Source organism: Acinetobacter sp. AS23, from assembly GCF_023612055.1.
Taxonomy (GTDB): Bacteria; Pseudomonadota; Gammaproteobacteria; order Pseudomonadales; family Moraxellaceae; genus Acinetobacter; species Acinetobacter oleivorans.
This window is the reverse complement of the sequence record NZ_CP082274.1, coordinates 2466853-2480589: the sequence shown is the minus strand read 5'-3', so window position 1 is coordinate 2480589 and position 13737 is coordinate 2466853. Positions and strand designations below refer to the sequence as shown.

Genomic DNA, 13737 nt, shown 5'->3' with positions numbered 1-13737 from the left:
TTGGATAAGGGCCTCATTATGCAAATTCCTTCGTCATTGCAATCATCGCTGCTGGGTCAAAACCAAAAGGGCGAGTTAGCAGGGCATTTATTGTCGACATTAACGACTTATAAATATCCTGAACATGGCCCTTCGGTTTTAGAAGTGGTGGATATCCAAAAGAAGTTCCAACATTTTCAGGCCCTAAGTCATATTAATTTAAACCTTAAAGCTGGCGAGTTTGTAAGCTTTTTGGGGCCTTCAGGTTGTGGTAAAACCACATTGCTACGCATTATTGCGGGTCTAGAAAAACCTGATTATGGAAAAGTCATAAAAAAGGGCACAGACATTACCTTGTTGAGTGCTGAAAAGCGCCACTGTGGCATTGTATTTCAGAACTATGCGTTATTTCCAAACTTAAATGTAGAAGAAAATATTGCATTTGGCTTAGACAAAAAAAAGTGGGATAAGGCACAGCGTAGCCAAAGGGTTCAACAGTTATTAGAACTCATTGAATTACCCGATATTGCTAAGAAATATCCGAATCAATTGTCGGGCGGGCAGCAGCAACGTGTTGCGCTTGCTCGGGCAATTGCACCGAATCCTGATATTTTACTGCTCGATGAACCCTTGTCTGCACTCGATGCTCAGGTACGTCTGAACTTAAGACAAAAGATTCGCTCAATTCAATCACAGCTTAATTTGCCAACCATTATGGTCACACACGATCAAGAAGAAGCTTTAAGCATTTCTGACCGTGTGGTTGTCATGAATCATGGTGTCATTGAACAAATTGATACGCCGCACAATATTTACTACAAGCCTCAAACCCAATTCGTTGCAAAGTTTATTGGCACTATGAACTTTTTAAAAGCTACTTGTTCAGTCACCAATCAGCTCGAGGTTTTAGGTTTTATTCCTTTAAATTTGGAGCAGCAAAAACTTAAAGCAGGGCAAAACTTCAGCATTGGTTTTAGACCCGAAGCTGTCGAGTTGGTTGATGATTTTGGTAGTGATAAAGAGTCGTTGTATTTGCCAGTTAAAGTAATAAGCACTGAATTTTTAGGCGCAAAACGTCGTTTGTTTTGCACTATTCATATCGATGGAATTGAGCAGGCAAAACACCTTTTGCAAATTGAAATTGAAAATACCAAGTTCAAATCTTTGCAAGAACTCATGTTTATAAAAGTGCCTAATCAGCTCATTCATGTCTTTGACGAACAAGGATACGCACTATGTTAAATGAAGCTGCTTCAGCGGTTTTAAAAACACAGCCGCGTCGGAAAACTGACTATTCATTAAGATCAAATATTGCTTTGGCTAGCGTCGCAATTGCTTTGACTTTAGCGATTATCGCTCCTTTAATGATGCTATTTGAAACTGCATTTTTTGATGAAAATCAAAAATTTGTTGGCCTTGAAAATTTTTATAACTATTTTTCAAGTCCAGCTTTACTCAGCTCTGTATTTAACTCGGTGTGGGTTGCTTGTGCTGCCACTGTCATTACAGTGTTGCTTGCCAGTATTTATGCTTTTGCACTTACCAACGTCAATATGAAAGGCAAAGGCTTCTTTAAAGTGGTCGCTTTTTTACCCATTTTAGCGCCGTCACTTTTGCCCTCTTTGGCACTGGTTTACTTGTTTGGTAAGCAAGGTGTATTAAAACCTTTACTGGCCGATATACAAATTTATGGCCCAATCGGTATTTTAATCAGTTACTGTTTTTGGCTATTTCCAGCAATTTTGATGTTGATGATGGTGTCTTTTCGCAGCGTCGATCAGCGTTTAATTGAAGCATCTTTGTCGCTCGGCAAAAATATCTGGAAGACACATTACCATGTCACGCTACCTGCAATTCGCTATGGACTCATCAGCGCAAGTTTAGTGGCTTTTATTTATGTACTGACCGATTTTGGGATTCCAAAAGTCATTGGCGGTTCATTTAACATGATGGCGCTTGATGTCTATAAACAGATTATTGGTCAGCAGAACATGAGCATGGGTGCGGTCATTTCCATCTTGTTATTGCTACCAGCAGTTTTTGTATTCATTTTCGATCGCATACAAAGTAAGCGTCATGCACGTTTTCAAGCTTTTCAGGCTAAACCTTATATCTCAACATCGAATAAAAAACTTGAAGTCGTTCTGAGCCTATTTTGTGGTTTGGTTTCAAGTGCGATTTTACTCATTATCTTAACGGCTGTGTTAGCTTCATTTATTCAGTCTTGGCCTTATGATTTGTCTTTAACCTTAGCACATTATAGTTTTGAATATGTCGATGGCGGCGGTTGGGCTGCGTACTTTAACTCGGTTCGCATGGCACTCTTTAGTACGGTTTTTGGAACGGCACTCATTTTTATGGTGGCGCTATTAACCGAACGTTTTAAAGCACATCCTGTCATTAAAAATTATGTGCAAGCTTTAGTTTTATTACCCCTTGCTGTACCGGGGCTAGTTCTAGGTATTGCCTACATTTTGTTTTTTAACCAGCAAAGCAACCCGTTAAATGTGCTGTATGGAACCATGACCATTTTGGTGATTTCAACCATTGTGCATTATTACACTGTGCCACACCTCACTTTAACCAATGCCATTAAACAAATTCCGCTACAACTCGATCAGGCAGCAGAAACTCTAGGAACATCGAAGTGGAAAACTTTTTGGAAAGTGTATTTGCCTATGTGCTTTCCAGCGCTATGCGATGTGTCGGTCTATGTTTTTGTCAATGCCATGACCACTGTGTCGGCTGCCATTTTCCTCTATTCACCAGACACCAGTTTAGCTGCGGTAGCTGTTTTAAATATGGATGATGCGGGAGACACGGTTGCTGCTGTTGCGATGAGTATTTTGATTTTGACCACTTCATGTGTTGTAAAACTCATTCATTGGTTATTTACCCGAAAAATTATGGCAAGAAGTCAGCAATGGCGCGAAAGCGCTCATTAAGTTTTAGCTAAACACAATTTTTATTTAACCGACTGAAACGAAATGCTTTGTTCAACAAGGCAAGGGTCTGTTCATCCTAAATTTCGCAAATTGGAAGTCTTATGAATAACGAACAGTTTGATCTAATTGTTGTCGGAGCCGGTATTTTAGGTCTATCCGCTGCCATACAAGCGCAAGAAAAAGGCTTAAAAGTTTGTATCTTCGAGAAAAATGCCAAGCCTGTGGGGGCAACTCGTCGTAATTTCGGCATGGTCGGAACTTCGACATTAACCCATCCAGAGCAACAGTGGCGAAAGTACGCGCTTGAAACGCGTTCTTTTTATCAGCGTATTCAAGCTGAAAACGATATTTCGTTTGCTCAAAGCCAAGGTATTTATCTCGCAAACACTGCACTTGAATGGCAGGTTTTAAATGAGTTTGCCGAGCGTGCAAATAACTATCAAATTCCAGTTCATTTGCTAAAGCATGAGGAACTGGTCACCCAATTTTCTTATTTAAACCCCGCGCAGCAGTTTCAAGGCGGCTTAGTTTTTGAAGAAGACTATTCGGTCGAACCGCATGTGGTTGGGCAGCGACTATTGGCATATGCCGAAAGAAAAGGCGTAAAGATTTATACCAATGCTTGTGTCGTTCAAACCCAATATCAGCATGAAATTTGTCAGGTTCGCTTGGCAAGTGGCGAGGCATATCGGGCAAATAAAGTTTTGATCTGCCACGGTGAAATCATCGATGTTTTATATCCAGATCTCTTACAAAGCTTGAATCTGAAACGCTGTGGCTTACAAATGGCCCTGACTCAACGGTTTCACCAAAAATTAAATGCTTCTCTTTATTCAGGCTTATCTATTTCACGTTATCCAGCTTTTGAAATTTGCCCAAGTCATGCGGAGTTGGTTAAAGCGTCACAACAAGGTTTCATTAAAGAATTCGGTATTCATATTCTGATTAAACAAAACGAATTTGGTGAACTCATCGTAGGTGATAGCCACGAATATCATTCGATTAATGAAGCGCCTCAGTTTGAGCAGCGTGAAGAGATTAATGAGTTTATTCAAACGTATTGCCACGAAAAATTAGGCCTGAATTTACCGCCAATTCAAAAACGTTGGAATGGTTATTACCTGACCCATGAACATGAGTTGGCCTGTGTCACTGAAGCTGAAAAAAACATCTTTCTGGTGAGTGCGATTGCCGGTAAAGGCATGACCACAGGGGCCGGATTTATGAAAGAAATATTAGAACAAAATATTTACTAATTTGTCATCTGGTTTAAACCAGATTGATGTATATTGAAATTAACACGAAAGAAATGAGCAACATTATGAACATGCAACCCCAACTCGATATGGATTTAGAAAACAAGTATTTGCTTCTTACCCCAGGACCATTATCAACATCGACAACAGTACGCCGTGCCATGCAAAAAGACTGGTGTACTTGGGACCAAGAATATAACTTGCTGGTACAGGATATTCGTAATCGACTGGTCAACTTGGCGACCAGCCAACCTGAAAAATATACGGCTGTGTTAATGCAAGGCAGTGGAAGTTTTGCTGTGGAGTCTGTACTTGGGTCAGCTATTCCGCGTGATGGCAAAATCTTAATTATTAATAATGGCGCATATGGTGCACGTATGGTGCAAATGGCACGTTGCCTAAATATTGAAGTTGTAGAACTGAACTATTTAGAAACCCAAACACCAGATTTACAAGAAATTGAGCGTGTTTTACAAGATCAAACCATTAGCCATGTCGCTTGTGTGCACTGTGAAACCACCACAGGAATTTTAAACCCGATTCAAGACATTGGTCGTTTAGTGAAAGCAGCAGGAAAAAGCTGGATTGTAGATGCGATGAGTTCATTTGGCGGTGTACCAATGGATATGGCTGAGCTTGAAATTGATTTTCTAATTTCAAGTGCAAATAAATGTATTCAAGGTGTTCCGGGCTTTGGTTTTATTTTGGCGAAGCGTGATTGCCTAAAGGCATGTAAAGGTTTAGCTCGTTCAGTTAGCCTCGATTTGTATGACCAGTGGCATACCATGGAACAGCATAACGGTAAATGGCGTTTTACCTCGCCAACCCATGTGGTACGTGCATTTTATCAAGCATTGCTTGAGCTTGAGACAGAGGGCGGAGTAGCTGCACGTTATCAACGTTATTTACAAAACCAGCAAACCTTATCTAAAGGTATGCAACAACTGGGCTTTGAATTGGTATTAGGTAATCAAGCACCGCAATCACCAATTATTACCACATTCCTTTACCCGACAGTTGAAACATTTAGCTTCCAGTCATTTTATGAAACCCTGAAAAAATCAGGCTACGTAATTTATCCGGGCAAAGTCACAGATCTTAACTGCTTCCGTATTGGCAATATTGGCGAAGTTTATATTCATGACATTGAAGGGCTTCTTGCTGCGATTGAGAGTTACTACAAAAGCGATCTAAATCAAGCTGTAACAGCATAACTTTTATTAAAATATTTGAATTAAAGGAAATACACCATGACGACCAACAATACACAAATTCAGGCTGTTGTTTTTGACTGGGCAGGGACAACTGTAGATTTTGGTTCACGTGCACCAATTTTAGCTTTTATGGCGTTATTTAAAGACAATAAAGTTGAAATTACGGTTGAAGAAGCGCGTGCTCCAATGGGTTTAGAAAAACGTGACCATATTGCCGCTGTTTTAAAAATGCCGCGCGTAGCTGCCGCATGGCAGGAAGTTTATGGTCAAGCGGCAACAGAAGCAGATATTGACCGTTTATATAAGGACTTTATTCCTTATCAATTAGATTCGATTCCAACATGCTCGGCTTTAATTCCGGGTGCATTGGCGACTTTTGAAAATATTAAAAAGCGTGGCGCAAAAATTGGTAGTAACACTGGTTATGCATCCATGATGATTGGACGATTGATTAGAGATGCTGCCGATCAAGGCTACCGTCCAGACTGTATCGTTACTGCCAGCGACGTGAAATTTGGCCGTCCATATCCTGAAATGCTATGGAAAAACTTAATTCAACTTGATGTATCTGATATCAAAACTGTTGTAAAAGTAGATGATACTGTGGTGGGGATTGATGAAGGTTTAAACGCAGGATGCTGGACGGTAGGGCTTGCGATTAGCGGTAACGAAGTCGGTTTAAGCTTTGAAGAGTGGAGTGCATTATCGGCTGATGAACAGATTATTCTAAAAGATAAGGCATACCAAAAAATGAATGCGTCGGGCGCTCACTATGTGATTGATAGTGTCGCTGACTTGCCAAATGTTTTAGATGATATTGAACGCCGTTTAGGGCAAGGGGAACGACCTTAAACCAAGTCTAGGTCTATATATTTTTAAGCTTAGCTCCCTTGGGAGCTAAGCTTACCTAAAAAATTAAAATGAAGAGTAATAAACTCTACATATATGGAAATAAGGAGTAACTTTAATGAGTAGATTCCTTATTTCCTGCTAACCATCTAAAACACTTGTTTAAATGATTAGAACTATCAACCATATAGGTCTATGACCTATGTGATAGATCTTTTTATGACTTTTGAGGGTCATATAATTTTTCTTTAATGAATAGGGCGGGCATCACACCACAAATCAGGTAGGCAGCACCCATGACGACAAAACCTAAACCAATAGACCCGCCAGAGGCTAAGAATCCAATCGTTGCAGGGGCTAATGCAGCGCCCAAACGTCCGACATTATAAGCTCCACCAATGGCTGTACCACGGATGGCTGTCGCAAAGCTTTCTGTCATATAAGTTGCATTTACGCCATAAGGGATGCCGTAGAGGAAACCAAAGGTGACCAATAAATATAGAATGTTGCTTGGTGAGTTATAAAAAACGATGAGTGGTAGGAAAATAGCAGTACCAATTGCACCAAAAGCATAGGTAAAACGACGCCCTAATTTATCAGCCATCATGCCCGCAAGAACTTTACCTAAAATCATGGCGGTATATGTACCTACCATATAGGCAGTCATTTCTTTAAACTTCATGCCCAGTTCACTTTCAAGGTATGACGGCATCCAGTTATTTACACCATAGTAGCCAAACTGTAAAAAGCCTGCTGTTAACGCCCATAGGATAAACATATTACGGTTTCGTTTATCTTGGAAAATAAGCTTAAATGCCGAGGTTTTTTGAGCATTCTGAGCCACAACAGGTTGTTTTAGTCGAGACTTTTGCCATGCTTCTGGTTCTGGTACAAGAATATGCATGAGCACAGCAATAACAACGGGAATAATCGCAACATAAAACAGCATGCGCCAGCCATGATCAGGAATAATCCAACCTGCAAGCAAAGTCGCAACAATATAGCCTACGGTCCAGCCAGCTTGTAGCGTGCCGAGTACAGTTGTACGGAAACGTGTTGGTACATATTCGGCCATGAGCGTATTACAGGCAATATAAAGAGAACCCAAACCCAGTGATGCAAAAAATCTTAAAATACCAAATTGAAGAAAGCTCTGGGTAAAACCTAAGCCACAGGTGAGGAGTGAGAAAATTAAAATAGAAATAACAACAATGCGTACACGACCAAATTTATCGCACGCCCATCCCCCAAAAATTCCACCAACAGCCATACCTGCCAATGTAAAACTGCCAAGCATACCTGCTTGTACTGAACTTAATCCAAAATCTGCCTTAATACTATTTAAGCTATAAGACAGCAGCATCAAATCTGCTCCATCTACCAATAGTGCTAGAAATGCAAAAATAAAAGCTATTTTCCACGTATGAGGTTGTATACGAGAAAGACCTTCTTTGTAATTTGTAGCCATAATCCATTACCTACATTTGATAAAAAGCACTTCAAGTCGTTTTGAAGTGCTTTAAATTTGATTAAGACGCAGCGCGAATCATATTTCGGGCAATAATCACTTGTTGAATTTGAGTAGTCCCTTCATAGAGACGGAACAAACGAACATCTCGATAAAAACGTTCGATGGCATATTCACTGATGTAACCCGCACCGCCATGAATTTGTACGCAGCGATCAGCAACGCGGCCACACATTTCGGTTGCAAACATTTTTGCGCATGAGGCTTCAGTACTAACGTTTTGTCCTGCATCACGTAGGTGTGCAGCGTCTAAGACCATACATTTGGCCGCATAAATTTCAGCTTTCGAGTCAGCTAGCATGGCTTGGATGAGTTGAAATTCTGCAATTGGTTGTCCAAATTGCTTACGTTCGATAGCGTAATGTAAAGAATCATCTAGCATTCGTGTTGCTGCACCGACACTCAAAGCAGCAATATGCAAACGGCCTTTATCCAGCACTTTCATAGCAGTTTTAAAACCAACACCTTCAATACCTCCAATGAGCGCTGAAGCTGGAATGCGACAATTTTCAAAAATAACGTCACAAGTATGGGCGCCTTTTTGCCCCATTTTTTTATCGCGTTTGCCAAGAAAAATGCCCGGAGTTTGGCTATCGACAATAAACGCAGAAATACCGCCAGCGCCTTTAATATCAAAGCTTGTACGAGCCATAACTGTAAATACGCCAGCATGAGGAGCGTTGGTAATAAAGCGTTTAGTACCATTTAAAATGTAAAAGTCTCCATCTTTTACCGCGCTGGTTTTTAAAGATGCAGCATCAGAACCTGCATCTGGTTCGGTTAAGCAAAAAGAACTGATCACTTCACCACGTGCTAAACGTGGTAAGAAAAATGATTTTTGTGCTTCGGTCCCATCAATAATTAGGCCACTTGAACCAATGCCATTATTGGTTCCAATGAGAGAGCGAAATGCAGGAGAGGTACGACCTAACTCAAAAGCCACATAGACCTCTTCTTCCATTGTTAGTCCAAGACCTTCGTACTCTTCAGGAATGGTTAAACCAAATAAACCGAGAGCTTTCATTTGCTCAACAATATCTTGAGGAATTTCATCCGTTTCAGCGACTTCATTCTCATGAGGAATTAATACACCTTCAACAAATTGTCGAATCATATCAACAAGTTGATCTAAGGTTTCCTGATCTCGAATCATAGTCTCGTCCTTTTACTACATGCAGAAAACATCAATGTGATGTTCGTAAAATCACCAATATTTGAAGCGATAGTAATCAAAGGATGAACGCAAAACAATATATTTTGAAAATTAATTTCGCAATGCGATACTTTGTTGTTGATTTATATTTGGCTAATTTATTGATTTATTTAAGCTATATTTTCTTATAAAAAATCATTATTTTTAGTGGAAAATTAAAGTTTGATTTTTAAAAAGAGGTGTGTATATTAAAAATATATATCGCTATGCGAAATTTTAAATGGATAAGTTTTCCTATAGGAAATAAGTCACAAAATATAGTGGGATGAAGATGGGTGCTTTAAATGGAATTCGGGTACTTGACTTAAGTCGGGTATTGGCTGGGCCTTGGTGTGGACAGATTCTTGCCGATTTAGGCGCAGAAGTAATCAAGATTGAACGACCGAAAGTCGGTGATGACACCCGTTCTTGGGGGCCACCTTGGATGAAAGATGACTCAGGCCAAGATACTCAAGAAGCTGCTTATTATCAGTCCACTAACCGCAATAAACTATCCGTTGCTATCGACATTGCGAGTCCTGATGGCCAAGAATTGATTAAAGCCCTTATTCAAGACACCGATGTCGTGATTGAAAACTACAAAGCGGGTTCTTTGAAAAAGTACGGTTTGGACTATGAGTCTTTATCTGAGATTAACCCTAAACTGGTTTATTGCTCAATTACAGGTTTTGGTCAAAATGGCCCAAGAGCAGAAGAGCCCGGTTATGACTTTATTATTCAGGGCATGGGCGGACTAATGTCAGTTACAGGTGAGCGTGATGATTTGCCTAGTGGTGGACCACAAAAAGTAGGGGTCGCATTTTCCGATTTAGCCACGGGACTTTATTCTACGATTGCCATACAGGCTGCTTTACTCAACCGCCATGTGACAGGTTTAGGTCAATACATTGATATGGCTTTGCTTGATGTTCAAATTGCTACAATGGCAAATCAGGGAATGAACTATCTTTCATCAGGAAATATCCCTAAGCGTTATGGCAATGCACACGCTAATATTGTGCCTTATCAAGTGTTCAAAGCTTCTGACCGTGATTTTATTATCGCGTGTGGAAATGACACTCAGTTTATACAACTCTGTCGAAGTATAGGTTTACCCGATTTACCAAATGATGCTCGCTTTGCCCGAAATGCAGACCGAATTAAGCATCGCGATGAAATTATCGGAATTTTACAAACTCACTTTTTAACAAAAACAGCAGATGAATGGGTAGATTCTATCTATGCGGCTAAAGTTCCGGTCGGTGTGATTAATAACTTGGAACAAGCTTTTCAAGAGCCACAAGTCATTGCCCGAGAAATGTTAGTCGAGATGAACCATCCTCAACGTGAAAAGTTGAAGGTAATTGGCTCACCAATCAAACTTTCTAGAACGCCAGTTGAATACAAAACAGCTCCTCCGTTGTTGGGTGAACATACGCAGGTGGTTTTAGGTCGAGTGGTTTCTTCAGACAAGTTAGCCGAGCTCAAAGAAAAGGGCGTAATTGGGTAATTGATTTAAAAAGCGGAAGGTTAAAATTATATTTAAAATCAGAAAATAAAATATTTAATCTTTCGCTTTAATGAGTTAAATGAGGTTATCTTTTAGATGCAGACTCGGATGTTTGCTCTTTTGCTATTTATAGAAAAAATAGATTATAATTTTCGCAGTGCGAAACAAAATATGGATTGGTATGACAATGAATGATGCAGTTGATGCAGAACCGACAGAAAAATTATTAGCGCCATTAAGGCATGAATTATTACATCCGATTGAAGACATGCAGGATGAAAATGATCGCCAATTTATTACTGCATTAGCACGTGGTTTAGAGCTATTACGTTGTTTTACGCCTAAGCATCAGCATTTGGGCAACCAAGAACTTGCTCAAATGACAGGTTTGCCAAAACCAACCATTACTCGCCTTACACATACCTTGTCGCGTTTGGGTTATATCAAACAAGTACCTAACTCAAGCAAATTCCAGCTTTCAGTGGGTGTTCTTGCATTTGGTTATTCCATGCTGTCTAACGTGTCGATTCGCTCTATTGCTCATCCATATATGAAAAATTTGGCAGACTATGCGGGCGCTGCTGTTGCAATGGCAACACGTGATCGACTGAATATGATTTACCTTGATGTGGTACAAGGTAAAGGCAATATGACCATGCGCCGTCAAGTTGGAACCTATTTACCGATCCATTTAAGTTCGATGGGACGTGCCTGTTTAGCTGCAATGCCTGAAGATGAACGAGAGTTTTTACTTGATGCCATTCGTAGCAAGCACAAAGAAGACTGGATCAAAATTAACCGTGATTTAGATAAGGCATTTAAAGACTATCAAGATTTTGGATACTGTTTTTCAATCGGCGAATGGCATAAAGATGTCAATTCAGTTGCAGTTCCACTGATTCATGGACAACATGGTTTGCTGGTGTTCAACTGTGGCGGCCCAAGTTTTATTATGAACCGTGAAAAACTCGAAGAAGATATTGCACCGCGTCTTTTACACATGGTGAATAATATTCGTACTGAGATTAGCTAAACCAATCTGATTTACTTATAAAAGCCAGCTTTGATTTTCAATGCTGGCTTTTTAGTAGGTGTATCTAGACTGTTTGGTTGTGAAAGTTTGGTTTCCGTTTTTCTTTGAAAGCACTTAATGCTTCTTTAAACTCGGAACCTTGTAAACAGTGTGAAAAAATAGTCGACTCATGATCAATACGATTGAGTAGATCATCGATTGGCATATCTCTTAGTAACTTTTTACTCAGCTGTAAGGCTTGGCTTGGCTTGTGGGCGAGTTTGATTGCGATATCTTCAACCACCTGATCCAGCTCATTTGCCTCAAATATTTCATTGACCAGACCATAATTCTTTGCTTGGTCTGCCGAAAATTTTTCACCGAGTAAAATAAGTTCCGAAGCGCGAGCAAAGCCCAATAGTCTTGGCAAGATGTAACTTGAACCCGCTTCAGGTACAAGCCCCAAATTCACAAAGGGGAATTGGAAAATAGAGTTTTGGCTTGCATATACAAGGTCACAATGTAGAAGCATAGTACTGCCAATACCAATTGCTACACCATTTACTTTAGCAATAATTGGTTTTGGAAACGTTGCTAAGCTTTTTAAGAAAACAATCGAAGCGGGTGGTTCTGAACTTGATGCGTCGCGTTTTTCAAATGCATTGACATCATTACCACTGGTAAACGAAGAACCTTCACCAGCAAGCACAACGACATGAACATTTTGATTAGTTGCGGCTTGATTTAATGCCTGACTTAGGGATGTATACATTTCATAATTAATTGCATTCTTTTTAGTGGGATTGCTCATGGTGAGCGTTAGTATATTTCTATCTAAATGTTGTTGAATTGTGCCTGTTTTAAGCTCGCTTTGGGTTTTATTGTCCTGCTGCATTATTCATTCCTTTAAATAACTTTCCGTCTAAAAAATAAACTCATTAAAAGAATGCTATCGAAAAACAATTCCGATATCAATTATTTTGTTTTGTATTGTGGTATAAAATTTTGTATTGTGAAATTTTAACATTAAATCAATTAAATGATTACAGAATTTATGCGTAAATAAGCATCTAGCTCTGCTAAGGAAATGAGAAGCTAGTTATAGAACGGTGAGTGGAAATAATATGAAGACCAAAATTACAGAATTATTTGAAATCGAGCATCCAATTATTCAAGGTGGTATGCATTATGTTGGTTTTGCAGAGCTGGCTGCTGCGGTTTCTAACGCGGGTGGGTTAGGCATTATTACTGGCTTAACTCAGCGTACACCTGAAAATCTGGCAAAAGAAATTGCACGTTGCCGGGAAATGACCGACAAGCCTTTTGGGGTAAATTTAACCTTTTTACCTACGGTAAATACCCCTGATTATCCGGGTTTTGTAGAAGCAATCATTAAAGGTGGAGTCAAGGTTGTAGAAACAGCGGGGCGTAATCCTGAACAAGTCATGCCATATTTAAAGGCTGCTGGCATTAAAGTAATTCACAAATGTACTTCGGTTCGACATAGCTTAAAAGCTCAGCAAATTGGGTGCGATGCGGTTTCTGTAGATGGTTTCGAGTGTGGTGGTCACCCCGGTGAGGATGATGTACCAAATATGATTTTATTGCCTTTAGCAGCCGATGCATTAGAAATCCCGTTTGTTGCTTCAGGTGGTATGGCAGATGGGCGCTCACTCGCCGCTGCTTTAGCGATGGGAGCAGATGGAATTAACATGGGAACGCGCTTTATTGCGACTCAGGAAGCTCCCGTACATGCAAATGTGAAACAGGCGATTTTGAATGCCACCGAACGAGATACGTGGTTAATTATGCGTGCTTTGCGAAACACAGAACGTGTCATGAATAATGCGGCCGTAGAAAAAATCGTAGCAAAAGAAAAAGCGCTAGGCGATAACATTAAATTTGAAGATATTATTGAAGAAGTTGCTGGCGTCTATCCAAAAGTCATGATTGATGGCGATGTTAATGCGGGTGCATGGTCATGCGGTTTAGTCGCAAGCTTGATTCATGATATTCCGACATGCGATGAACTGGTTAGCCGAATTGTTAAAGATGCAGAAGACATTATTCGTGGTCGATTATTAGGGCTTTTATAGGATTTTTATTTATTTTAATTAGGATTGTTAAAATGCCCATTTTATAAATTCAATGGGCATTATTTTATAAATTCGATTAGCTATTTTTTTAGTTTATAAAGTTTATTTTAACGTAATGGATAGATAGAACCTCCTTTTTTCTTTTTCTTACGTTTA

Annotated in this window: 11 protein-coding genes; 8 read left to right on the top strand and 3 right to left on the bottom strand. The window is 39.8% G+C overall.

Annotated elements, in window-relative coordinates:
- Positions 1-18: 18 nt before the first annotated feature.
- The 5 genes from K6I41_RS11595 to phnX all read left to right on the top strand — a co-directional run bounded on the left by K6I41_RS11595 (position 19) and on the right by phnX (position 6246).
- Positions 19-1221 carry an ABC transporter ATP-binding protein gene (locus K6I41_RS11595; RefSeq protein WP_250374352.1) on the top strand — a complete coding sequence of 401 codons (1203 nt, stop codon included), beginning with the start codon at positions 19-21 and terminating at the stop codon, positions 1219-1221.
- Positions 1215-2924 (top strand): putative 2-aminoethylphosphonate ABC transporter permease subunit, encoded by a 1710-nt coding sequence (locus K6I41_RS11590; protein WP_250374351.1) that lies wholly within the window; start codon positions 1215-1217, stop codon positions 2922-2924. Before K6I41_RS11595 ends, K6I41_RS11590 begins: the two co-directional genes overlap by 7 nt.
- Positions 2925-3025: 101 nt before the next feature.
- Entirely contained in the window at positions 3026-4180 is a 1155-nt protein-coding gene (locus K6I41_RS11585; protein ID WP_250374350.1) for a TIGR03364 family FAD-dependent oxidoreductase, read from the top strand.
- 26 nt (positions 4181-4206) lie between these two features.
- Positions 4207-5394 carry a 2-aminoethylphosphonate--pyruvate transaminase gene (gene phnW / locus K6I41_RS11580; RefSeq protein ID WP_250374349.1) on the top strand — a complete coding sequence of 396 codons (1188 nt, stop codon included), beginning with the start codon at positions 4207-4209 and terminating at the stop codon, positions 5392-5394.
- 36 nt (positions 5395-5430) lie between these two features.
- Complete coding sequence (gene phnX, locus K6I41_RS11575) at positions 5431-6246, top strand: phosphonoacetaldehyde hydrolase (RefSeq protein WP_250374348.1); 816 nt, start codon at positions 5431-5433, stop codon at positions 6244-6246.
- Between the two features lie 214 nt (positions 6247-6460).
- Here phnX and K6I41_RS11570 read toward each other — a convergent pair whose 3' ends face one another.
- Complete coding sequence (locus K6I41_RS11570) at positions 6461-7711, bottom strand: MFS transporter (RefSeq protein WP_250374347.1); 1251 nt, start codon at positions 7709-7711, stop codon at positions 6461-6463.
- A 61-nt stretch (positions 7712-7772) separates the two neighbouring features.
- Positions 7773-8924, bottom strand: coding sequence for an acyl-CoA dehydrogenase family protein (locus K6I41_RS11565; RefSeq protein ID WP_250374346.1), 1152 nt, complete (start codon positions 8922-8924; stop codon positions 7773-7775).
- A gap of 331 nt (positions 8925-9255) precedes the next feature.
- On the opposite strand from K6I41_RS11565, the gene K6I41_RS11560 reads away from it, so the two are divergent.
- Both K6I41_RS11560 and K6I41_RS11555 read left to right on the top strand, forming a co-directional pair.
- Entirely contained in the window at positions 9256-10473 is a 1218-nt protein-coding gene (locus K6I41_RS11560) for a CaiB/BaiF CoA transferase family protein (RefSeq protein ID WP_250374345.1), read from the top strand.
- 187 nt (positions 10474-10660) lie between these two features.
- Positions 10661-11506: an IclR family transcriptional regulator gene (locus tag K6I41_RS11555; RefSeq protein ID WP_250375783.1), complete on the top strand. Its 846-nt coding sequence runs from the start codon at positions 10661-10663 to the stop codon at positions 11504-11506.
- 64 nt (positions 11507-11570) lie between these two features.
- On the opposite strand, the gene K6I41_RS11550 is transcribed toward K6I41_RS11555, so the two are convergent.
- Positions 11571-12380 carry an enoyl-CoA hydratase gene (locus K6I41_RS11550; RefSeq protein ID WP_111854952.1) on the bottom strand — a complete coding sequence of 270 codons (810 nt, stop codon included), beginning with the start codon at positions 12378-12380 and terminating at the stop codon, positions 11571-11573.
- Positions 12381-12609: 229 nt separating this feature from the next.
- On the opposite strand from K6I41_RS11550, the gene K6I41_RS11545 reads away from it, so the two are divergent.
- On the top strand, positions 12610-13581 hold the full coding sequence (locus K6I41_RS11545) for an NAD(P)H-dependent flavin oxidoreductase (RefSeq protein WP_250374344.1): 972 nt from the start codon (positions 12610-12612) through the stop codon (positions 13579-13581).
- Positions 13582-13737 lie beyond the last annotated feature (156 nt).

Excerpts from the sequence above, each read along its gene's own strand:
- K6I41_RS11560 (WP_250374345.1), top strand. The coding sequence starts at position 9,256 with ATGGGTGCTTTAAATGGAATTCGGGTACTTGACTTAAGTCGGGTATTG.
- phnX (WP_250374348.1), top strand. The coding sequence starts at position 5,431 with ATGACGACCAACAATACACAAATTCAGGCTGTTGTTTTTGACTGGGCA.
- K6I41_RS11570 (WP_250374347.1), bottom strand. The coding sequence starts at position 7,711 with ATGGCTACAAATTACAAAGAAGGTCTTTCTCGTATACAACCTCATACG.
- K6I41_RS11565 (WP_250374346.1), bottom strand. The coding sequence starts at position 8,924 with ATGATTCGAGATCAGGAAACCTTAGATCAACTTGTTGATATGATTCGA.
- K6I41_RS11545 (WP_250374344.1), top strand. The coding sequence starts at position 12,610 with ATGAAGACCAAAATTACAGAATTATTTGAAATCGAGCATCCAATTATT.
- K6I41_RS11595 (WP_250374352.1), top strand. The coding sequence starts at position 19 with ATGCAAATTCCTTCGTCATTGCAATCATCGCTGCTGGGTCAAAACCAA.
- K6I41_RS11550 (WP_111854952.1), bottom strand. The coding sequence starts at position 12,380 with ATGCAGCAGGACAATAAAACCCAAAGCGAGCTTAAAACAGGCACAATT.
- K6I41_RS11590 (WP_250374351.1), top strand. The coding sequence starts at position 1,215 with ATGTTAAATGAAGCTGCTTCAGCGGTTTTAAAAACACAGCCGCGTCGG.
- K6I41_RS11585 (WP_250374350.1), top strand. The coding sequence starts at position 3,026 with ATGAATAACGAACAGTTTGATCTAATTGTTGTCGGAGCCGGTATTTTA.
- K6I41_RS11555 (WP_250375783.1), top strand. The coding sequence starts at position 10,661 with ATGAATGATGCAGTTGATGCAGAACCGACAGAAAAATTATTAGCGCCA.
- phnW (WP_250374349.1), top strand. The coding sequence starts at position 4,207 with ATGTATATTGAAATTAACACGAAAGAAATGAGCAACATTATGAACATG.